Here is a 22069-nt window from a genome sequence, read left to right on the forward strand (position 1 = left end):
ATGCCCCACAATATGTGGAGTTATTTCTGATTATTATGCTTGTGGAGCATCGCCTGCTCGCGTCTGCGCGGCGTCAGCTTGCATTTTGGCTGCAGCCTTTGCACTCTGCCTGCGTGCGAACGCCATTCCAGCGCCGCCAAGCGCCACAAGGATCAGTGCACCGATTATCCACCCGAGGATCGTGGCGCCGGTTTGGCTGAGCATCTGGGAGGATGCTGCTGGTTGGGTTACTGGCGTTGGATCCTGTTGCGTTTGGGTCACGTTTCGCGTTGTGGTTTCGCCGGTGCCATTTTCTGCGAATAGTTTAGAAGTTTCTGGTTCCGTCATTGCCTTCGGGGCGTCGCCGAGTGGGGTTGGATCGCATGCATCGCCGATTCCATCCTTATCCGTATCCAGTTGATCTTCGTTTGGAACGGTTGGGCAGTTATCGTGTGGTTCAGCGATGGAGTCACCATCACGAGTTATGGCGATGTTGATGGACGCGATTGCAAACTGATCATCTTGGTCAACTACCTTAACTGATACTTGACCCGAATATTCTGCCGAGTAAGTATGCGTTACCTTTGGTTCGGTTGTACTTTCGTCCGTCTGGCCGTCTCCATTAAAGTCCCATTCGTAGCGCACAATGTCGCTATTTGGCGAGAGGGAACCATCTGCATTGAATTCGATTGATGTACCCACTTTTTGTATGGAAAGCATGCCGAGTTTTGCAGTAGGAGCTTCGAGGATCAATGGGCGCAGATCGCCGAGTAGCTGGATGCGCCCGCCGGTTCGTGTGAACAGGCTTGCCATCGTTTCAGTGCGGTCTTTATCCAGATCGATCAGGTTGAGTTCGGCCGTGTTCGCTGCGAAGGCTTTGAGGAGGAGTTCTTCTACCTTCTTAGCCACGTCAGCTTCCGATTGCGTTGTTTCGGCGTCACTAATAACCACGACGATCTTGCGAGCTTCTTGACGCCATCCTGTATTCTTCACCGCCTTTTCGGTGGCTGCGAAGAAGTCGGATAGAGGAGCTGCTGTGGTGTCGAGTGCGCTTACCTGGGACAGAATATCCTTGAGTTCACCGAACGTGACTGTTGGCTCATCCTGTTTTTCTTTATGCTTCTTTTTTGCAACTGCTTCAGGTTGTGGCTCAGCTTCGGCCTTCTCGGATACAGCCTTCTTATCGTCGGCCTCTGCTGGTTCTGTTGCTGGAGCAACTTCGCCTTCTAGCGATGTAGGTGCGTCAACACGGGCAGGTGGCTGTGCGTTGCTGTAGGTAACCAAACTGAAACGGGTATTCTTTTGTGGATTTTCGTTGCCGTTTTCCTTAGCGGCATCGAAAGTTTGCTGAGCGATACGGCGCATCTGCTTCTTGATTTCAGGCAACTTTGCCTTGGTATCATCGGAAGATTCAACAACGAAGGTTAGATCGATTGGGCGAGCGTAGCTTTCCTTATCACGTGCTGAGGATGGAACGCCGATTTTCTCGTAAACGAGCTTTCCGATTTCCTCATGGCCGGTGATGTTCGGATGGTAAAAGTGGACATAATCCTTCAAGGCGGTAGTTGACTCGATTTCGCCCTTGTCGTTTTGTTTTCCCTCAGTTTCGAATAGTTCGTTTAGCCAGCGACGAGGATTCTTGTGCAACAATCTGGGATCGGGTTCGTGTTCTGCAAATTTGGCATGGGTTGGAACGAAAGTAACGTGTTGTAATGCCGGATCGCTGTTCCATGAGTCTATGAGTTCTGCTTGCTTTTCTGCAGCTTTTACCCCGAAGTCGCGTACGGCTTTGGCTGCGTCAAATTTCTCTCCAGAGGAAAAAGACCAAAACCCGTTCTTACTCCATATATGCTCGAGTGGCGTAGATAGGAGTGGGTAGCCTACAAGGACAATTTGTGCATTAGGTGTTAAACGTTTACTTAGGTCAGTTAAGATTGACTTAACGCGTTTGAATGTCGCATCTAGATTTTCGTTGGCGAAATCCATAGCTTTTGTACATTTTGCGTATGAGCCAAGAAAGAGTGGGTCGCCAAAGCATCCCGTAACGATATCCGCAAATTTGATGTCATTGCCTCCAACGGTGAAGAGCACGATATCTGTATCGGTGGGAACTTTCGAGATTTGATCTTTGAGGACCATGTCAGTGGTGACGCCCGAATGAGCCAAGTTATGAACTGTTGTGTGGACGCCCTGTTTGTTGAGTTTGTCGGCGTACACGTGGCCCCAGTTTCGCATGCTTCGATACGATTCTTTTGGACCGTAGTACAAGCCAGCACCATTACCGGCTGTGTACGAATCACCGATCAGGGAAAGGGTGACGTATTTTTCCTGGTTGGCAGGAGGCGTGGGCTCTGTGGCAAGAGCCGGAGTCGCTAGCGAGAGTGAGAGAAGTAGGGCGGCAGTAGCCGTTGCACATGTTTTTCGTAGTGATTGCATGAATTAATAGTACGACAGCTTAACTACGATACGGTAACTTATTTTTGTGATACTTAACCTAACCGTAGGTTTCGTTGCCGTAGTTTTATTCGCATACCACGTATTTATCCCGCTGGCAGACGTATCATCTACCCACCCGTCACGCCGTGCAATCTCTTTAAGTGCAAGGAAATCGACGTCGTTCGACGTCGTCAAAAACTCATACGTAACATCCTCGGGCGCAGCCTTTTCAAACAAGCCTGGCCGTGGTGAATGCGAATACTTTTCCGTCGAAATTCCAAGTTCACTCGGTTGCGCAAGTTTTTCATCCAAAAGATGTTTCATTGATGAAGTGGGGCCGAAAACTCCAGTCTGATTCCCGAACCCCAACAATCCAACTCCCGCGCATGAGAGAACAAGCGCGCCAAGAGCTGTGCGCTTCCACCTCTTACGAGGCTTAGAAGATGAGGAGAAACTGCTCTGATCTGGGGACATGTGTAGGCTCCTTTGCTTATAAGAGGAGTATATCGTGTTACAAGCGTAAACAGATGTGACAAATGAGTAATAAGTTAATAGTGGGAATTTTGTTTTTCGTGTTTCTTTTTGTGACAAATTGTTATAACGTCGATATGCACACTAAAAAGTGCCGGAAAATCAAGTCAACACGCTGAAGAAAATAAAATAGCTTGGAGGAAAGCCTGTGAAGAAGCGAGTCTACGGGTGCGCCGCATCGATAAGTGCCCTCGCGCTTATTCTCACGTCCAGCTCAGCCTTCGCCGCCCCCGTCACTGACGACGACATCCGCGGATCGAAAGCAGCAGAAGAAACCGCAAAAATGTCAATTGCGGATGCAGAACTTGAGCTCGCACGGCTCGCAGGCGAATCAACCCGCCTCGAACAAGAAGCAGCCGCTGCTCAAGTCGAAAACATCCGCGCACAAGCACAGCTCTCCGATGCGATCGCATCCGCAATCGCATCCCAAGGCAAAGCAAACAAAGCACGTGAAGATGTAGACCACGCCAAAAACCAACTAGGTTCCATCTCCCAAGCAATGTACAAGGATTCGGCAGCGAACATAACGTCGTCGTTCTACCTACTAGGTGCGGACACGTTCCACGAAGCCAACAAACGCAACCGTGCCTTCGACGCCATCGCAAACCAAGCAGACAACAAAGTCAAACACTTTGCCGCCCTCGAAGAAATCGCAAAAGTCCTGCAAAACAAAGCAGACAAAGCCGCAAAAGATCAAATCGCGGTAGCGGACGGCGTTGCACAAGCAGAACAAAAATCCAACGCCATCGCTCAAAAAGCCCAACAGCAAGTTGCTATGGCGAAAGCGCGCCGCAGTGAACTCGTCACGGTGCTCGCACACCAACGCGGAACCTCAGAAGCACTCGAAGCGCAACGCCTCGCAGATATCGAAGCTGACCGCGCCGCACGCTCCGAAGCCGCAGCCGCCGCACTCGTAGCCGGCGCCAACGCAGACCGCTTCCAAGAAGCCGCCGAACTCGCACAAAAGAACGCGCAAGAAGCAAACGCATCCCTCGCGAGCGTCAAAGCAAACCTCGCTGAAGCCGAAAAATCTGGAAACCAATCAGCCATCGCACTCGCAAAAGACGCTGTTGACAAAGCCCAGAAAGCCAGCGAAACTCTAGCCGCAAACCAAAAGATCGTAGAAGAACGCGCTGCCGCCGAACGCGCTGCCGCCGAGCGTGCCGAAGCCGAACGCCGAGCAAAAGAAGCCCGCGAACGCGAAGAAGCCGAACGCGCCCGCCAAGAAGCAGCCCGCAAAGCAGCCGAAGAACAAGCAGCCCGGGAGCGCGAAGCGGCCGCCGCAGCCGCGCAACGCCCGGCTCCGGCGCCAGCACCCGCACCAGCGCGCACATCCCGCAACATCGGCCAACAACTTGTTGACTTCGGCCGGCAATACCTAGGCGTTCCATACGTTTGGGGCGGATCCACCACCGCCGGCTGGGACTGCTCCGGATTCATGCAATTCATCTTCAACCACCACGGCTACAACGTGCCACGCGTGTCAAACCAGTACGCACACCAAGGATACCGTCAAGTATCGCCATCCGAAGCACTGCCAGGCGATGTTGTCCTCTGGCCAGGGCACGTTGGAATGTACTCCGGAAACGGCATGCACATCGCAGCCTACAACCCAGCAATGGGAACCCAAGAAGGGCCAGTATACGGATCACCAATCTACCTGCGAGTAGCAGAGTAGAATCAAGGGTAGGAACAAAGAACTAACTAGTCTTTTTCCGCACGCACTAGGAAATGGAGCTCACGAGCTTCGGGCAGGGCGATCGTTGTGATCGGCCTGTTTTCCTGTTTATAGGTGCTGGTAGGTGCTGGTTTGTGGGGGCTGGTAGGTGCTGATTTGTGGGGTGCGCCTGCAAAAACATTGAAAATCCGGCACGCCCTGCAATATACGGCGAACCCGGGCCGGATCCTCAAACAAAATGCAGGTGTTTCGGTTGTACACGCCGCCAAAAGGGCATGCAAAGAGGGCCAGGGACGAATCCCTGGCCCTCTAAGGCCTGATCGCCTAAGGCTCAGTGAGCGTGATCGTAGTAGCCGGTGTCTTCTGCACGCTTGAACGATGCACGAATTTCTTCTTCGGCAGCTTCACGGCCAACCCAGTGTGCACCTTCAACGGACTTGCCTGGTTCGAGATCCTTGTAGACTTCAAAGAAGTGCTGGATTTCGAGGCGGTGGAATTCGGAAACGTCTTCGATTTCGGTACGCCAGGAGGCGCGCTGATCGGCGGATGGGACGCAGAGAACCTTGTCGTCGCCACCTGCTTCATCAGACATGCGGAACATGCCAAGTGCGCGGCAACGGATAACGCAACCTGGGAAGGTTGGTTCGTCAAGAAGAACGAGCGCGTCCAGTGGATCGCCATCCTCACCGAGCGTGTTGTCGATGAAACCGTAATCGTCCGGGTAGCGGGTAGAAGTGAAGAGCATGCGATCAAGGCGGATGCGGCCTGTTTCATGATCGACTTCGTACTTGTTACGATTGCCCTTCGGAATCTCGATGGTGACATCAAACTCCATGGGGGTGACTCCTTCGGCGTGATATTTACTTGCTATTTATTGATTGTAGCCGGTGTTTCGCGCTTCCGTGTGGGAGACTTGTGGGGTGAAGAAAGTAAAGATCGGTATTTCGGCAGTCCTTGCACTTATTGGCGTGTATATTCTTGGCGATGCGTGGGACGTTGTACCCGGACTTTTTACGACTAAACCGCCACTTTCTGTTCCTGAACCATATCCACAGGTGAGTGAGCCACACGTCACTAATCCCAAGATTCCGAATTTTGCCACACTTCCAGAACTTGATTCTGCACAAGTGCGCACTATTATGGAGGAATTTCGCACGGATGAGCGTCTGAGCGGCGTGTCGTCGTATGCGGTGATTGATCCGCTTTCGGGGAAAACGGTTGCGTCGCATAATGAGGCGAAATCGTTGCGTCCGGCTTCTACGCTGAAGTATGTGACTGCGGTTGCGGCGCTCACTACGTTGGGGCCGAACGCCACGTTGGATACGTCTGTGACTCGTGTGGGCCGCGATGTGTATCTGGTTGGCGGCGGTGACGTGATGCTGGCTGCGGGTGATGGGCAGCCTTCTGCTGTAGCTGGGCGTAGTGGTTTGGCGGATATGGCACGGCAGGTGGCACAGAAACTTCAGAAGGCGAAGGTTTCTGAGATAACTGTTCATGTGGATTCGTCGCGTTATGCACAGCCGGTTTACCATCCGTCGGTGGTGGCGGAGGAGAATACTGAGTTTGTGATGCCGTTGTATCCGGTTGCGGTTGATCGGGGCCGGGTGGATTCGGAGTTTGTGGAGCAGCCGGATGTGAGGGCGCTGGATGCTTTTGCGGAGCGGTTGCGTGAGCAGGGGATTTCTGTGACGGTGGGTGGCCGTAAGGTGGCGCCTAAGGATTCGCAGGAGCTGGTTCGGGTTCATAGTGCTCCGGTTCGCGAGCTGGTTGACGTGATGATGGTTGAATCTGATAACACGTTGGCTGAGGTTTTAGGGCATGAGGTTGCGATTGCGTTGGGGGAGTCGGCTGATTTTTCGGGGGCTTCTGCGGCGGTAAAGGGCGCGTTGCGTTCTGCTGATTTTGATGTGACTGGCCTTGTGATTGATGACAATTCGGGGTTGTCTGAACATAATCGGGTTCCGGTGCGGCTTTTGGGTGATATTTTGCGGCGCGTGTGGGCGTGTGATGGGTGTGATGTGAATGCGTTGGGTGCGGCGCTTCCGGTGGGGAGTTTGCAGGGTACGTTGAAGGATCGTTTTTGGGATTCGCCTGCTCAGGGTTTGGTCCGGGCGAAGACTGGTACGTTATCGACGACGACGGCGCTCGCCGGTTTTGTGTCTACCCGTTCAGGGCATCCACTGATTTTTGTGTCGATTGTGACCGATCATAAGGAAAATGATCAGTTGACTGTGCGTGCGGTTATTGATGATGCGTTGGCGAAGTTGGTTTCTCAGGTGTGACGGGTGTACACCAAAGTATGTGGGAGCCCCATATTAGAGTGGTTCTAAGAAGGGAGTAACGGTGAATACGGTTAAGTTGTTGGCGCGGTTGGTTGCTGGTAGTGGGCCTGCGATGAGTGTTACTGCTGCTCAGGCGGTGGTGAATGATCTGCGGCAGGGGGCTAAGCGTGCTCCGCGTATTGTGAAAAAGATTTCCGGTTTGTCTGCGGATGGCGTCAGGGTCAAGATTGTTGATCGTGCTGGGTGGGCGCAGGGCGCGGTGGCGTCGATTCAACAGATGCTTCGGGGCGTGGATGCGGCTGTTGATTTCAAGGATTATCAGCTTGGTGGCGCAATGTCGGTGCTGGCTGCGAAGGTGCTTGGCCAGTGGGATCCTTATGTGGTGGATCCTCGCGTGTATTTGGTGGCTCCGAATGTGGCTCAGTTCCAGCGCCAGTATGATTTGGATCGGCGTGATGTGGCGCTGTGGGTGGCGGTTCATGAGTTGACTCATGCGGCCCAGTTTGCGGCTGCTCCGTGGCTGGCGCCGTATATTGCGGAACGGGCGGCGTTCGTGTTGGAGATTGATAATGCGATTCCGCCAGAACCTGTGTTGGATGAACTTACTGCCGTGATGTCCTTGTTGGAAGGCCATGCCACGTTTGTGATGGATCGTGTGCCGTTGGCGATTATGCCGTCGCGCTCGCGGTTGGTGCGTGCGATGGCTGCTAGGCGTGCTGCGGGTGGTTTTATTGCGAAGAAGTTGAGTCAGGCGCTGGGTATGGCGAAGAAGTCTCAACAGTATGTGCAGGGTAGTGATTTTGTTACGGCTGTTGTAGGAAAGGTTGGGATTGAGGGTTTGAATAAGGCGTGGGAAGGGGAGAAGAATCTTCCTACGCTTCATGAACTTACTCATCCTGCGGAATGGATTGATCGGGTTGTGAAATGAGCCGGCCTCATCGATTCGTCAATGCCACGCGGCGTGCGCTAAAGGAAGCGCTAGAACACTGCTCGGATAGGGTAGTGCTTGTTGGCGTGTCTGGCGGATCGGATTCGATGGCGTTGGCGGCAACGTTGGCGTTTGTGGCTCCTAAGCTGGGTATTCTGGTGCATGCTGTGTGTGTGGATCATGGTATTCGGCCTGAATCGGTGCAAGAAGCGGCATTCGTTCGGGACATCTTGAGAAAGCGTGGCGTGCCGGTAGAGGTGTGCCGTGTGGATGTTGATGGTTCATCTGGGCCGGAAGGCAATGCGCGGGAAGCTCGGTATGATGCGATCGCTACGTATGCTCGTTCTCTTGGCAATGCGGCAGGTCCAGCTGTGGTTTTCCTTGGTCATACTCAAAACGATCAGGCGGAAACAGTGCTGATGGGATTCGCACGCGGTTCGGGAGCAAAATCAATCGCGGGAATGCCGGCAGTGGGGCATCTGCCGTTGCATCGGGATGTCCCGATGCAACGGCCGTTCCTGGAGTTCACACGGGATGAGTTACGGACTGTGTGTAGCGAACTTGATGTGCCCTGGGTGGATGATCCGAGTAATGATCTTGACGGGCCGTGGACGTGTTCGGATGGATCCCCCCTTCGGCGTTCGGCTGTGCGGCACAGGATACTTCCCGAGTTACAGGACGTCCTTGGCAGCGGCACGATCGGAGCAATCGCCCGCACTGCTTCGATGCTCCAAGCAGATAATGCGGCACTCGAACATTACGCACGGATCGAACTAGAGCGTGTATGCACATCCCGCAATCCGATCACGCTCGATTGCGAATCATTAAAGGATGTGCCAGAAGCAGTTCGTCGTCGAACCCTAAAATACGCCGTGGAAGAAAGTGGCGTGCGTGGAGGCGAACTCGTTTACTGGCATATCGCAGGACTTGATAAGCTCGTAACAGAGCATATAAACAAACGTGGGCTTGATCTTCCCGGTGTGCGCGCCTGGCGCGAACGCAACCTTTTGCGGCTGGAACCAGGAGCACAATCAACGTCCACGGCAAACACGGCAGCGCAAGCGCCGATGGAGGATACATGAGCACTCCTGAAAAGGAATCGCCCCAGTCAGAACAACGGCGCAAGTTGGAAGATTTCAACTCGGCTGGCCGCCGGAATCGGCGTGGCCGCAAGAAAGAAACGGATGAATCGCGCAAGCGTGATCCGAAGAGCTGGCGTGCCCGCTGGGAAGAAGCCAAACGCATGGCCGAAGAAGCGGACAAGAAGGCGAACAACAAAAACAGGGATAAGGATGGGAAGAAGAAAAGCCCATTCAAATCTGCGGTATCCTTCATTGCTGTTGCCCTCCTGATCGGTAGCGGGCTGTTCTGGTTCTTTGCGCCGGGCGGTTTCACATCAGTGAAAACCTCTGAAGGTATCTCAATCCTGCAAGATGCTGACCGTGCGAAGGAACGCATCGAAGTCACAGACGGCAGCCAAATCGTGCGAATCTGGCTGGATAAGGAATTCACTCCGCGCGATCTTGAAGGAAAGAAGGGATCACCAACAAAGAAGGTCCAGTTCCAATTCGTTTCTGCAGAAGCGAAGAAGATCCAGGATCTAGTTGCGTCGGCTAAAGCAAAGAACGGCTACAACTCGATCGTGCCGCAGCAATCATTCCTCGGTTCGATCTTCTCGCTCATGTTCCCACTCCTGCTACTTTTCGCGCTTCTCATGTGGATGTTGCCAAAGATCCAGCAGGGCAGCATGGGATCATTCGGGCGCGTGAAGAAGGACGGGTTAGATGAAGATCGCCCAAGCGTCACCTTCACGGATGTTGCTGGTGCAGACGAAGCCGTGGAAGAACTCCAAGAAATTGAAGAATTCATCGATCATCCGGATAAGTTCCGGAAGATGGGCGCCAAGATTCCACGTGGCGTTTTGCTGTACGGCCCCCCGGGAACTGGTAAAACCCTGCTAGCTAAGGCTGTTGCTGGTGAAGCAGGCGTGCCATTCTTCCATATCTCTGCATCTGAATTTGTTGAAATGTTCGTGGGCGTTGGTGCTTCTCGCGTGCGCGATCTGTTCACCAAGGCTAAGAAGCTTGCCCCAGCCATCATTTTCGTTGATGAAATCGATGCCGTAGGCCGCAACCGTGGCCAGGGTATGGGCGGCGGAAACGATGAACGTGAACAGACCCTCAACCAGCTCCTCGTTGAAATGGACGGGTTTGATGAACGGGCCAACGTTATTGTGATCGCGGCAACCAACCGGCCAGATGTGTTGGACCCGGCATTGTTGCGTCCAGGCCGTTTCGATCGTCAGATCGCCGTAGATGCCCCTGATTTGAAGGGCCGTGCGGCAATTTTGAAAGTTCATGCGGAAGGTAAGCCACTTGCGGAGGGAATTGAACTTGAATCGATCGCTCGCCGTACGCCAGGTTTCGCCGGTGCTGAACTGGCCAACCTACTCAACGAAGCTGCATTGCTGGCTACGCGCCGTGGACATGACAAGATCGGGGAAGACGATCTCGATGAAGCAATCGATCGCGTTATCGCCGGTCCACAGCGCCGTACTCACGTGATGAACGCTGAAGAAAAGCGGATGACCGCCTATCATGAAGGCGGCCATGCCGTTGCTGCTGCCGCGCTTCACCACTCTGATCCGGTCACGAAGGTCACTATTCTTCCGCGCGGCCGTGCCTTGGGATACACCATGGTTATGCCAACAGAAGATAAGTACTCGGTATCCCGTAACGAACTGCTCGATCAGTTGGTGTACGCCATGGGCGGCCGTGTTGCAGAAGAAATCGTGTTCCACGATCCATCCACGGGCGCATCTAATGACATCCAGAAGGCTACGGACATCGCACGGAAGATGGTCATGGAATACGGTATGTCCTCCACAGTAGGTTCCGTGCGCCTCGTGCCAAACGAATCCGATCCGATGACTCGCTTTGGTGGCGGCGGATCGCGCGAATACTCTGATGAACTTGCGCGCGTGATCGATGCTGAAGTGCGCGATCTTGTTGAAGCCGCACATCAAGAAGCCTGGGCACTCATGATGGAAAACCGCCACGTGCTCGATGCTCTCTCAGCAGCACTCCTCGAAAAAGAAACCATCCTTGAAAAGGAACTCGCAGAGATCTTTAAAGATATCGTGAAGGCGCCAAAGCGCGAACTTTGGCTCTCATCGCCACATCGCCCTGTGTCTGATCTTCCACCAGTACCACTTCCAGAAGTGAAAAAGGAAGAAGCCAGGGCAGGTGAAGAAACCACTGTAGTTCAGCCAGAAGTGGATCCAATGGACTCCCCTCAAGGACCGGAGGTCACTGATGAGTGATCTACCAAAACTCCACATCGGCCACTATGATGAAGAAGCCGTCGTTGACGCCATTAAGCGGCTACTTATCGCGGTAGGCGAAGATCCAAACCGCGATGGGCTCCTAGATACGCCGGATCGCATGGGGCGTGCTTACAAGGAAATGTTTGCTGGGCTTGGTGAAGACCCAGCGGACGTCCTCAACACCACCTTCGATATCCGCCATGAAGAACTCGTGCTCGTTCGCGATATCTCCATGTATTCGATGTGCGAACACCACCTGCTACCATTCCACGGAGTCGCCCACATCGGCTACATTCCAGGGCCAGACGGGCTCGTAACCGGCCTGTCAAAACTTGCCCGATTAGTAGAAGGATTCGCCCGCCGGCCACAAGTACAAGAGCGGCTCACCTCACAAATTGTTGACGCGATCATGGAACGTCTCAATGCGCAAGGCGCGATCGTCGTCGTCGAAGCAGAACATCTGTGCATGTCCATGCGCGGCGTGAAGAAACCAGGATCGCACACTGTTACGTCCGCAGTACGCGGAAAACTGCGCGAAACTGCCACCCGAGCCGAGGCAATGAGCCTCATCATGTCAAAGTAAGGTGACCACAATGCATATCATGGGCATCGTCAACGTGACCCCAGATTCCTTCTCTGACGGGGGAAAATGGGCAACTCCAGAAACCGCGATCCAGCACGGAACCGAACTGATGGATGCGGGCGCAACCATCCTCGATATCGGCGGCGAATCAACCCGCCCCGGCGCTCGCGCGCTGGAATGGGATGAAGAATGGGAACGCATCGCCAACGTGATCGAAGAACTCTCACGCATCGGACAAGAACGCGGCGTGGCCGTCTCGGTAGATACATACCACGCAGAAACAGCGCGGCGATCGGTAGAAGCAGGCGCATCAATCGTCAATGACGTAACCGGCGGAAACGGTGATCCGGCCATGCTCGCAACCGTGGCGAAACTCGATTGCGACTACATTTTGCAACACTCGCGTGGCACCGCAGAAACCATGAACAGCCTGGCAACATACACGAATATTGTGGACGAAGTCGTGAGTGAACTCGTTGCCGCACGCGAACGTGCGTTGGCTGCGGGAATTGACGCCGAACGAATCATCCTCGATCCAGGGCTCGGTTTCGCCAAAATGGGAGACGACGATTGGAACGTCCTTGGCGGAATTGATCGCGTGATAGAACTCGGGCACCGAGTGCTCGTGGGAGCATCGCGCAAACGATTCATCGGGCACTTGGTTGGGGAAAATCAGGCACATCGGGACTTATCCACAGCCGTTATCTCCGGTTTCCTCGCAGAACACGGGGTGTGGGCTGCACGTGTGCATAACGTTGACGCCTCATCTGTAGTTCTTGCTACGCTGGAGAAAATTCAGCAACACAGCAAGAAAACACAGTAGGAGGAAACAATGGGAATGACAGATTCGATACGGCTTGTAGGCGTGCGGGCGCTCGGTACTCACGGCGTGCTCGTGGAAGAACACAGCGAACCGCAAGAATTTGTAGTAGACGTTGATCTGCTTGTAGATACCGAAATCGCTGCGCATACGGACAACATCGCAGACACCATCAGCTATGCGGAAGTGGCCGATAAAATCGTGGCCGTCATTCAAGGCGAACACTGCGATCTGATCGAAACACTCGCACACCGTATCATGGCCGCGATCATGGAACCACGAATCATCAGCGCCGAAATCGTTGTGCATAAACCACAAGCACCAATTCCGCACCAATTCGCGGATGTGTCTGTATCTATCCTGCGCGAAGGGCCACTGTTTAAAGAAGAATTACGGACCTACGTGATCGCGATCGGCTCCAACCAAGATAATCCAGAAGAACACGTACGCCAGGCCATCGCGGAACTTTCGGACTTCGGAGAATGGGTGGATGACGTGTCGTCACTCTACCGCAGCACTCCATTGCTCGCACCAGGGCAAGATCCGCAGCCGGACTACATCAACGCCGTGGTGTCTATCAATTCGCCAACGCCACCGATGGCCATGCTGAACTTCCTCACCATGGTGGAAGAAGCCCACGGGCGCGTGCGTGATGAACGCTGGGGTGCGCGAACTCTGGATCTGGATATCGTCAATGTTTCTGGCGTGGAGTCTGACTATCCGGTGCTCACCCTGCCGCATCCGCGCGCACACGAACGCCGATTTGTGTTGGAACCATGGCTGGAAATTGATCCTCAGGCCACGCTCAATGGGCAGCCAGTTGCCGAATTGTTGGCAGGCGTGAACGATCAACACGTGGTCAAGGTTGGATTTGGTGATGCCAGATAATCCAGAATCTAAGATCCAACCGACCTCATGGCTCCTACTCTTTGCCATCTTTGGGGTAGTAGGCGTGACCTCGTTCTTCGTTACGGATGCATGGTTGAGCTACGGGCTGGCGCCCGTGCTCGTTCCCGCGATGACCTTTCTGATTCCGCTCTTCGTTGCTGCGTTCATTTTGTGGCAAGGATGGCGGGTTCGTTCTTATCGACAAGGCAGGCGCATGCTCAACATGCTCACCGCCGCTCGGATCTGGCTACTCTCCCAGGCCGTTTCGCGCACGGGCGCCATCACCGGTGGCGTGTGCGCGGGGATCGTGGCCAGCTACGCCGGGTACTCACATTCAAACGTGATGGTGAGCCAGGCAATCACGATCGGGCTTGCCGGGTTGGCGTCCATTGCCATGGCAGTGGCGGGCCTGGTGGCCGAACTCTGGTGCAAAAACGATGATGAGGCCACTCCGCCCGGTGCGACGGCCTAGGCGCCCGATCGGCGGTTGGGAGCACAGCAGTGCCGTATATGGTGCTCCTGTCTTGCCTGGCGCTTATTTGGCTCCAATCCGCCGTTACGCCCTTTCTCCACCGCCCATAATCCTGGTAAAATCAGCATTATGAACAATCGTTTAATGGTGAGCACTGAGTTCACGCCTGTAGATCCAGCTTTCGTGAAGGTAACCTTCGTGCGCCACATTATTATCTGGCTCTTAATAGCGGTCAGCGTGGTATCGACGTACTTTACCCTCCTCCCTGATGTTGAAGGCTGGTGGGCGATCGCTTTGTGGATTATATGCGGCCTGCTTGTAATCGTGGCTGTATGGGATGTCTGGCTGGCATTGCGCCGTGCTAAGGCCCTCGGATATGTGGAACTTGAAGATGAGCTCCTGATCCGCAAGGGCATCATGTTCCAGGAAGTCACGATGGTGCCGTATGGTCGCATGCAGCAAGTGAATTTGGGTACGGGACCGTTGCTCACCAAGTTTGGGCTGGCATCGGTCAAGCTTGTCACGGCATCTGCAAGTTCGAACGCTTCGATCCCTGGTCTGCCATTGGCAGAAGCTGAACGTTTGCGCGAAAAGCTCACCCGTTTGGGTCAAACAAAGTTGGAAGGCCTGTGATGGCAGAGAAAACGGACAAGCAGAAGCTTGGCGAGTCCAGTGTCCCGCAGGGGGCGTGGCGTAAGTTCCACAAGGTAACGCCGCTTGCAGATGCGGGTACTACGTGGCTAGCACTGGGTGCGTTTATTGCCGTGATCATTGCCCAGATTGTTGAGAATCAGGTCAATGATCTGGGGTTTTATATTGAGCTTATTACGCCTACGCGCGTGTTGATTGGCGTGGGGATCTTGCTGGGGCTCACGGCGATTTTTGTGGGCGTGAGCGCTGTGATGTGGCGCCATAAGTCGTACGCGATTGTTCCCTCTGGCGTGCATTACCGCAACGGCATTGTGATGAAGAAGTATCAGCATGTGCGGTGGGATCGTGTTCAGTCGGTTGAGGTTGAGCAGCGGTTGTTTGCGCGCATTTTTGGTTTCGGTGCGGTGAAGGTGGATGCGGCCGGTTTTGCGGAGGATCCGGTTGAGCTGGGGTTGCTTCCGTTGGATCAGTGCCGCGTGTTGCGTGAGGAGATTCTGGCTAGTTTGGCGAAGGCTCGCGGGGGAGTTCTTACGGAAGTTTCCATTGCCGACGACGACGCTACCGCACCTCACCAGCCCCTTGACCCCCAGTCAAGTGCTCCAGCAACCCAGCCAGCCATCTCCGACCAAATGGTTTACCATCTGCCAACGAAGCGGCTGATCCCGTCCACGATTCTGACTGGCAGTGCTCTGTTTTCCATCGCCGGCGTGATTTTGGCTGCGGTGTGGAAGTTTGTGTTTGAGAGCGGTTTTTCGGTTGCGTTCTTGTTCTTTATCGCAGGTACTGTGGTGAATTCGATCAAGTACATTTCGGGGTCGTTTAACACGAAGGTGTTTTTGGCAGAGAACGGCTTGAAGATTCGGCATGGGTTGACAAAGCTGGTGACTCGTTCGTTGCCTCCTACGCGTATTCACGCTGTGAGTATTAAGCAGCCGTTGTTGTGGCGCCGGTTTGATTGGTGGCAGGTGACTGTGACGATCGCGGGTTCTTCACTTGAGGATATGACGGACAACGCGTCGAATGTGATTGTTCCGTGTGGATCGCGTGCGGAGGTTATCCGTGTGGTGTCAACTATTTTCCCAACGTTGGGTACGGATGATGACGCGCGGCTGATGGATGAGTTAATGTACCGGAAGGGCAAGGCTCATTTCCTTGAGACTCCTCCGAAGCGGGTGCGGTGGATTGATCCGATTGCGGGTACGGTTGGCGCGTTTTATGCGAACGTTCGCGTGTTTGCGATTCGGCGTGGCCGTCTCTGGCGTTCGGTTCAGTTGATTTTCCAGGATCATACGCAGTCGGTTGCGATTCAGCAGGGGCCGTTGCAGCGTTGGTTGCGTTTGGCGTCGGTTCATGTTCACATGCTTGTGGGGCCGGTTCATGGGATTGTAAAGAATTTTGATATCGATCAGATGCATGAGCTTGTTCTGCGCCAGAATGCTTTGACGAAGCAGGCGCGTGAGATTGAGGTGAGCGAGACGATCGATGAGTGGAAGGCTCGTTTGAATTTGGTGGGTGATGTTCGTGGAGAATAAGACGGGCCGGATGGGTATCGGTGTCGTTTCGGCGGGCAAGGTTGGGGCCGCGTTGGGTTCGGCGTTGCGTGCGGCGGGGCATCAGATTGTGGGTGCTTACGCCACGTCGGAAGCGAGCGTTGATCGTGTGGAAACGATGCTTCCGGGGGTTCCTGTGCTTGACGTTCGTACGATCGTGGAACGTAGCGAAGTGGTATTGTTGGCGGTTCCCGACGACGAACTGGCCGGTATCGTTGACGGGCTTGCGGCCGTGGGTGCTTGGCATCCGGGGCAGCTGGTGGTTCATGTGGCTGGCAGGTTTGGCACGGATGTGTTGGCACCGGCTGTGGCTCAGGGTGTTTTGGGGATTGCGATTCATCCTGCGATGACGTTTACGGGAACAACGTTGGATGTGGCTCGGTTGCAAGGCTGCCCGTTCGCTGTGACTGCGCCTGCGATGTTGCAACCGATTGGCTTGGCGCTGGTGGCTGATATGGGTGGTGAAGGCTTCGTGATCGCGGAAGGTGATCGCGGTGTTTACCATGCTGCGCTCGCACATGGCGCGAACCATGTGGTGACTGTGATTGCGCAGTCGATTCGGTTGCTCAAGAGTATCGGGTTGGAGAATGAATATCTGCGGCCACTCATCACGGCAGCAATCGAAGGTGCGTTGAGTTCTGGCGAAGCCCTTCAAACTGGCCCAGTGGTTCGGGGAGATGCGGGAACGGTGGCAGAACACGTCGAAACCCTTGATACTATCGCCGAAGAAGAACCTGACCTGGCAGATATTCCGTCTACATATCGGGCGCTCGCGGATGCTACGGCACAGCGTGCTTTGGCTCGCAGAGTAATTACTGAGGAGTCATTTAAGGCGATTCGGAGTAAACTCTAAGCCGTTATATGGCAACTTTTATGGGTTGATCGGAGAAACCATGATCATCGCTACTACCCCAGCACAGCTTGCAGCGGCGCTCGAACCGCTCCATGGAGATATTGGTTTGGTTATGACCATGGGGGCACTCCATGATGGTCACCTGTCACTTGTTGAAGCAGCCCGGCGGGAATCGGACCACGTCGTTGTCTCAATCTACGTCAATCCTCTCCAGTTCGGGCCTGGTGAAGATTTCGAAGCCTACCCGCGTGATCTGGAAGGTGACGTGGCGAAACTTGAGGGCGTCGACGTCGTCTTTGCTCCAACTGACGAATCGATCTACCCACGCACCCTGCTTGTGCGAATCGACCCGGGCCCGGTGGCAACGATCCTTGAAGGGAAAACGCGCCCCACGCACTTCGCTGGTGTGCTGCAAATCGTCCACAAAGTGTTCAATTTGGTTCGGCCGCACGCCGCGTGGTTCGGGCAGAAAGACGCCCAGCAGCTCGCGTTGATTAAAACGATGGTGGCGGATCTGAACATGCCGCTGGAAATCAAGTCCGTGCCAATCAAACGTGAGGCGACGGGGCTGGCGATGTCGTCCCGAAACACGTACCTGTCGGCAACCGAAAAGCAGCAGGCGCTCGGGCTTTCCCAAGCCCTCGCCGCCGGAAAACGCGTGGCCGATGCGGACGGAACCGCGGCCCAAACGCTCGCCGCCGCACGCGAATCGATCGCCCACGCGCCCGGAGTCAAGCTCGATTACCTCGAACTCGTTGATCGTGATACCTTCATGCAGTTAGACGGACGCGGAAACGGACTCCTCGTAACCGCAGCCTGGGTAGGGAAAACCCGCTTGATAGATAACTTGGAGGTTGTGATTGGCTAACACGCGCCTGCGCCGGATGGTCACCGGAAAAATCCATCGCGCAACTGTAACCGGAGCAGATCTCCACTACGTCGGATCCGTTACCATTGACGCCGATCTGCTGGACGCCGCCGATATTCTCCCCGGCGAATCCGTGGATATTGTGGACGTGAACAATGGCAACCGCCTCACCACCTACACTATTCCTGGCGAGCGCGGGAAAGGCGACATCATCCTCAACGGGGCCGCCGCTCACAAAGTGAGCCCAGGCGATCTGGTGATTATCATGTGCTATTCGCTTCTTGATGACGAATCCGCGCGCACGATCGATCCGCGCGTTGTACTGGTGGATGAGCACAATCGCATCACCAACCTGAGCAATGAACCAGGGCAGGTTCCAGAGGGGACTGTAGGCCTTTCGTCGTCGGGTGTGCCGTTCGCACAGGTGCGTGCCGGGCGAAACGAGTAATTCGCGCTACATATCACGTCAATTTTCTCGAATATTTCCAGGCGTAACTTGTACGCTTAGAGGGTGAACACCAACGAAAATATTGCTGAAGAGATTGTTGACGATACCCCGGAACAAATCCAGGTTCGTAAAGAAAAGCGCGCCCGTTTGTTGGCGGAAGGCCGGCAGGCATACGCTGCGGAACTTCCTCTTGACTCAACGATCGTGGATGTGCGTGAAGGTTACGTAGTAGCTGACGTGGATGCGGACGGAAACGTGGTTGAACCTCCGGCCGGGACCGCGCGCGTTTTGGTGCCTGGTGAAGAAACAGAGGACATGGTTGGTATCGCCGGCCGCGTCATGTTCATGCGCCCATCGGGCAAGATCGCGTTTGTTGTGCTCCAAGATGGTGCAGGCACCCGTATCCAGGTGATCTTCTCGCTTGCCAATGTTGGCAAGGAGGCGCTTGACGCATTGAAGGCCGATGTGGATCTGGGCGATTTTATTTTCGTGAACGGCCACGTGGGTACCTCTAAGCGTGGCGAACTTTCCGTGTTTGCGCACGTGTGGGAGATGGCGTCGAAGGCCATTCGCCCGTTGCCGAAGACTTTTACTACTGCTGACGGCCAGGAAATGGCGCTCAGTGAAGAATCGCGTGTGCGTGCGCGGCATTTGGATCTGATTACCCGCCAGGGTGCCCGTGATATGATCCGGATCCGCGCCAAGGTGATGCGTTCGTTGCGCGATACGTTCGATGCCGAGCGGTTCATTGAACTCGAAACGCCGATTTTACAGGTGTTGCACGGCGGCGCTGCGGCACGTCCGTTCACCACGCACATTAACGCTTATGATCAGGATCTATACCTGCGTATCGCCACCGAACTGTATTTGAAGCGTGCGGTTGTTGGCGGCGTTGAGCGCGTGTATGAAATCGGCAAGAACTTCCGTAACGAAGGCGCGGATTCGTCGCACTCCCCAGAGTTCACGGCGCTCGAAGCGTACGAAGCATACGGTACGTACGATTCGATGGCTCGTTTGACTCGCGATTTGGTACAGAATGCGGCACGGGACGTTTTTGGTTCGACCACGGTCACGTTGGCCGATGGCACCGAATATGATTTGGGCGGCGAATGGGACACGATTACTCTCTACGAATCGCTTTCTGAAGCGGTTGGTGAAGAGGTCACTGTTGAAACGCCACGCGAACACCTGGTGAAGATTGCTGAAAAGTATGGCGTCAAGGTGAAGGATTACGCCGTTGCCGGCAAGATTGCTGAGGATATTTGGGAAGAACTCGTGGGCGATAAGCTCTGGGCTCCAACCTTTGTGCGTGACTTCCCAGAAGACACCTCACCACTGACTCGTAACCACCGCACCAAGCCAGGCCTCACTGAAAAGTGGGATCTCTACATTCGTGGTGTGGAAACGGCTACCGCATACTCTGAACTGGCTGATCCGGTTATCCAACGTGAACGCTTGACTGCGCAATCGCTGGACGCCGCCAACGGTGATCCGGAAGCAATGCAGCTTGATGAAGATTTCATCGAAGCAATGGAGCAGGGCTTCCCGCCAGCCGGCGGTATGGGTATGGGCATCGATCGCCTCCTCATGGCCCTCACCGGCTTGGGTATCCGCGAAACGATCACCTTCCCGTTTGTGAAGCCACGCGGCTGATGCTGTGAAACCTTGCGGCTGATTTGGTGAAGCCGGCTGCGGCTGGTGCTGTGAAGTCGGCTGCGGCTGCGGGATTTACCGATCTGTCTAAGGTTTTCTGCTGAACCGGAGGCCGAATATCCGACTCTTGGGGCTGGCCCAGATACGTATTGCGCGTATCTGGGCCAGCCTTTTATGCGAGGTATTCTGCGCCGGCGCATGATATTTCGCGAGCTTACCCGCCGGCGCATGATATATCGTGAGCTTACCCGCCGGCGCCCGGCGCTTCACCGACCCTGATTATTTCGAGAATAGTGGCAATATTTGCCACTATTTCGATTATGGTCAGCATTACCGAATCGTAGGTAGTTAATGGGGCACTTCACTCACCGGTGGCCTGAGTACAGATCACCTCAAACTGACGAAAAACTCACTTATTTCCGACGATAGCCCTCTATACGGCTCTATCTCCGGAAATAAGTGAGTTTTGTGTATCTGCGGGTGAGTTTTGTGTATCTGCGGGCGATATTAGGTCAGGTCCACGTGGCTTGTAGGCAGAAAGGTGGCCAGGAACCCCAGTTCCTGGCCAGCCCCATCAGTGCGTGGTGTCTTCGTCCACCCAGTCGAAGGTGCGGGTTACGGCCTTCTTCCAGAGTCGCATCTGGCGGTCGCGCTCCTCCTTGTCCATCTTTGGCGTGAAGCGCTTGGCTTCCTTCCAGTTAGCCACAACGTCATCTTCGCCGCTCCAGAAGCCAACAGCGATACCGGCAGCATAGGCGGCGCCCAACGCGGTGGTTTCGGCAACTTCAGGAACAACAACTTCCACGCCAAGCAGATCTGCCTGGAACTGCATGAGTGTATCATTGGCTGTCATGCCGCCGTCCACGCGCAGCTGCGCCAGTGCGGCATCGGCATCCGCGTTCATGGCCTCGAGCACTTCGGCGGTCTGGAATGCGGTTGCTTCTAGGACTGCGCGCGCCAGGTGCCCCTTGTTGTTGTACCGGGTCAAACCAACGATCGCCCCGCGGGCGTCATCCTTCCAGTAAGGCGCGAATAGGCCTGAGAAGGCTGGCACGAAGTACACGCCGCCGTTGTCTTCTACGGTTTCAGCCAGGGCTTCGATTTCTGGGGCGGTGGAGATGATGCCCAGGTTGTCACGGAGCCATTGAACGAGTGAACCGGTAACGGCGATGGAGCCTTCGAGCGCATACACGGCTTCTTGTTCGCCGATCTTGTAGCACACGGTGGTGAGCAGGCCGTTTTCGGAGGTGACTGCTTCGTTGCCGGTGTTGATGAGCATGAAGCAGCCGGTTCCGTAGGTGTTCTTGGCCATGCCTTTCTCGAAGCAGGCCTGCCCGAAGGTTGCGGCCTGCTGATCGCCGAGGATGCCTGCGATTGGGGTGTCGATGAGTAGGGAGTTCTTGGCGGCCTTTCCGTAGACTTCGGAGGAGGAGCGGATTTCTGGGAGCATGGACATCGGGATGCCCATATCGGCACAGATTCCTTCGTCCCATTGGAGTTTGCGTACGTCCATGAGCATGGTGCGAGATGCGTTGGTGACGTCAGTGACGTGGACACCTCCGTTTGGCCCGCCGGTCAGGTTCCAAAGTACCCAGCAATCCGTGTTTCCGAAGAGGAGATCGCCGGCTTCTGCCTTTTCACGGGCGCCTTCGACGTTATCGAGGATCCATTTGACTTTCGGGCCGGAGAAGTAGGTTGCGAGTGGGAGGCCGCATGTTTCTTTGTATTTATCTAGGCCTTCTTCGCCTGCGAGTTCGCGCACGATTTTATCGGTTCGCGTATCCTGCCACACGATTGCATTGTAGATTGGTTCGCCGGTGGTTTTGTCCCAGACAACTGCGGTTTCGCGCTGGTTTGTGATACCTACGGAGGCGATTTCGTGGCGGTTGATGTCTGCTTTGGCGAGCGCTTCACCTATCACTTGGCGAATGTTGTTACGGATTTCGATTGGGTTGTGTTCTACCCAGCCGGCTTTGGGGAAGATTTGTTCGTGTTCTTTTTGCCCAATAGAGACGATTTCGCCTGAGTGGTTGAAGATGATGGCACGTGACGATGTGGTGCCTTGATCGATTGCAATAACGTACTTTTTCTCAGTCATGGAAAGTCCTTTCACGGTTAGGATCG

General features: G+C 54.7%; 19 protein-coding genes. 15 read left to right on the plus strand and 4 right to left on the minus strand.

Going from position 1 to position 22069, the window contains the following annotated elements; all coding sequences use genetic code 11:
- Window positions 1-33 precede the first annotated feature (33 nt).
- Window positions 34-2415: a GDSL-type esterase/lipase family protein gene (locus ARCH_RS09200; RefSeq protein WP_013169500.1), complete on the minus strand. Its 2382-nt coding sequence runs from the start codon at window positions 2413-2415 to the stop codon at window positions 34-36.
- 3 nt (window positions 2416-2418) lie between these two features.
- Entirely contained in the window at window positions 2419-2739 is a 321-nt protein-coding gene (locus ARCH_RS01260) for a hypothetical protein (RefSeq protein ID WP_145961622.1), read from the minus strand.
- Between the two features lie 355 nt (window positions 2740-3094).
- Between ARCH_RS01260 and ARCH_RS09205 the strand changes: the two genes are divergently transcribed.
- Entirely contained in the window at window positions 3095-4624 is a 1530-nt protein-coding gene (locus ARCH_RS09205) for a C40 family peptidase (RefSeq protein WP_013169502.1), read from the plus strand.
- A 331-nt stretch (window positions 4625-4955) separates the two neighbouring features.
- Here ARCH_RS09205 and ARCH_RS01270 read toward each other — a convergent pair whose 3' ends face one another.
- On the minus strand, window positions 4956-5459 hold the full coding sequence (locus tag ARCH_RS01270) for an inorganic diphosphatase (RefSeq protein WP_013169503.1): 504 nt from the start codon (window positions 5457-5459) through the stop codon (window positions 4956-4958).
- 85 nt (window positions 5460-5544) lie between these two features.
- Between ARCH_RS01270 and dacB the strand changes: the two genes are divergently transcribed.
- From dacB to lysS, 14 genes are all read left to right on the plus strand, one after another.
- Window positions 5545-6906: a D-alanyl-D-alanine carboxypeptidase/D-alanyl-D-alanine endopeptidase gene (gene dacB / locus ARCH_RS01275; RefSeq protein ID WP_013169504.1), complete on the plus strand. Its 1362-nt coding sequence runs from the start codon at window positions 5545-5547 to the stop codon at window positions 6904-6906.
- Between the two features lie 61 nt (window positions 6907-6967).
- On the plus strand, window positions 6968-7834 hold the full coding sequence (locus ARCH_RS01280; protein WP_013169505.1) for a zinc-dependent metalloprotease: 867 nt from the start codon (window positions 6968-6970) through the stop codon (window positions 7832-7834).
- Window positions 7831-8916: a tRNA lysidine(34) synthetase TilS gene (gene tilS / locus ARCH_RS01285; protein ID WP_013169506.1), complete on the plus strand. Its 1086-nt coding sequence runs from the start codon at window positions 7831-7833 to the stop codon at window positions 8914-8916. The genes ARCH_RS01280 and tilS overlap by 4 nt, the downstream gene beginning before the upstream one ends.
- Window positions 8913-11156: an ATP-dependent zinc metalloprotease FtsH gene (gene ftsH / locus ARCH_RS01290; RefSeq protein WP_013169507.1), complete on the plus strand. Its 2244-nt coding sequence runs from the start codon at window positions 8913-8915 to the stop codon at window positions 11154-11156. Before tilS ends, ftsH begins: the two co-directional genes overlap by 4 nt.
- Window positions 11149-11742 carry a GTP cyclohydrolase I FolE gene (folE, locus tag ARCH_RS01295; RefSeq protein ID WP_013169508.1) on the plus strand — a complete coding sequence of 198 codons (594 nt, stop codon included), beginning with the start codon at window positions 11149-11151 and terminating at the stop codon, window positions 11740-11742. The genes ftsH and folE overlap by 8 nt, the downstream gene beginning before the upstream one ends.
- Before the next feature lie 10 nt (window positions 11743-11752).
- On the plus strand, window positions 11753-12565 hold the full coding sequence (gene folP, locus ARCH_RS01300) for a dihydropteroate synthase (RefSeq protein WP_013169509.1): 813 nt from the start codon (window positions 11753-11755) through the stop codon (window positions 12563-12565).
- Window positions 12566-12574: 9 nt separating this feature from the next.
- Window positions 12575-13450 (plus strand): 2-amino-4-hydroxy-6-hydroxymethyldihydropteridine diphosphokinase, encoded by an 876-nt coding sequence (gene folK, locus ARCH_RS01305; RefSeq protein ID WP_013169510.1) that lies wholly within the window; start codon window positions 12575-12577, stop codon window positions 13448-13450.
- Window positions 13440-13922 (plus strand): DUF3180 domain-containing protein, encoded by a 483-nt coding sequence (locus ARCH_RS01310; RefSeq protein WP_013169511.1) that lies wholly within the window; start codon window positions 13440-13442, stop codon window positions 13920-13922. The genes folK and ARCH_RS01310 overlap by 11 nt, the downstream gene beginning before the upstream one ends.
- A gap of 129 nt (window positions 13923-14051) precedes the next feature.
- Window positions 14052-14555, plus strand: a complete 504-nt coding sequence (locus ARCH_RS01315) for a PH domain-containing protein (RefSeq protein WP_041640295.1) — start codon at window positions 14052-14054, stop codon at window positions 14553-14555.
- Window positions 14555-16105: a PH domain-containing protein gene (locus tag ARCH_RS01320; protein WP_013169513.1), complete on the plus strand. Its 1551-nt coding sequence runs from the start codon at window positions 14555-14557 to the stop codon at window positions 16103-16105. The genes ARCH_RS01315 and ARCH_RS01320 overlap by 1 nt, the downstream gene beginning before the upstream one ends.
- A complete protein-coding gene (locus ARCH_RS01325) occupies window positions 16089-16976 on the plus strand; it encodes a Rossmann-like and DUF2520 domain-containing protein (RefSeq protein WP_013169514.1) in 888 nt (295 codons plus the stop codon). The genes ARCH_RS01320 and ARCH_RS01325 overlap by 17 nt, the downstream gene beginning before the upstream one ends.
- 40 nt (window positions 16977-17016) lie before the next feature.
- Entirely contained in the window at window positions 17017-17844 is an 828-nt protein-coding gene (gene panC, locus ARCH_RS01330) for a pantoate--beta-alanine ligase (protein ID WP_013169515.1), read from the plus strand.
- Between the two features lie 16 nt (window positions 17845-17860).
- Window positions 17861-18292: an aspartate 1-decarboxylase gene (panD, locus tag ARCH_RS01335; protein WP_041640608.1), complete on the plus strand. Its 432-nt coding sequence runs from the start codon at window positions 17861-17863 to the stop codon at window positions 18290-18292.
- A 63-nt stretch (window positions 18293-18355) separates the two neighbouring features.
- Window positions 18356-19945 (plus strand): lysine--tRNA ligase, encoded by a 1590-nt coding sequence (gene lysS / locus ARCH_RS01340; RefSeq protein ID WP_013169517.1) that lies wholly within the window; start codon window positions 18356-18358, stop codon window positions 19943-19945.
- 574 nt (window positions 19946-20519) lie between these two features.
- On the opposite strand, the gene glpK is transcribed toward lysS, so the two are convergent.
- The gene (glpK, locus tag ARCH_RS01345; RefSeq protein WP_013169518.1) at window positions 20520-22043 is read right to left on the minus strand and encodes a glycerol kinase GlpK; all 1524 of its coding nucleotides are present in this window, start codon (window positions 22041-22043) and stop codon (window positions 20520-20522) included.
- Window positions 22044-22069: the final 26 nt, after the last annotated feature.

Source organism: Arcanobacterium haemolyticum DSM 20595 (genome assembly GCF_000092365.1).
Taxonomy (GTDB): domain Bacteria; phylum Actinomycetota; class Actinomycetes; order Actinomycetales; family Actinomycetaceae; genus Arcanobacterium; species Arcanobacterium haemolyticum.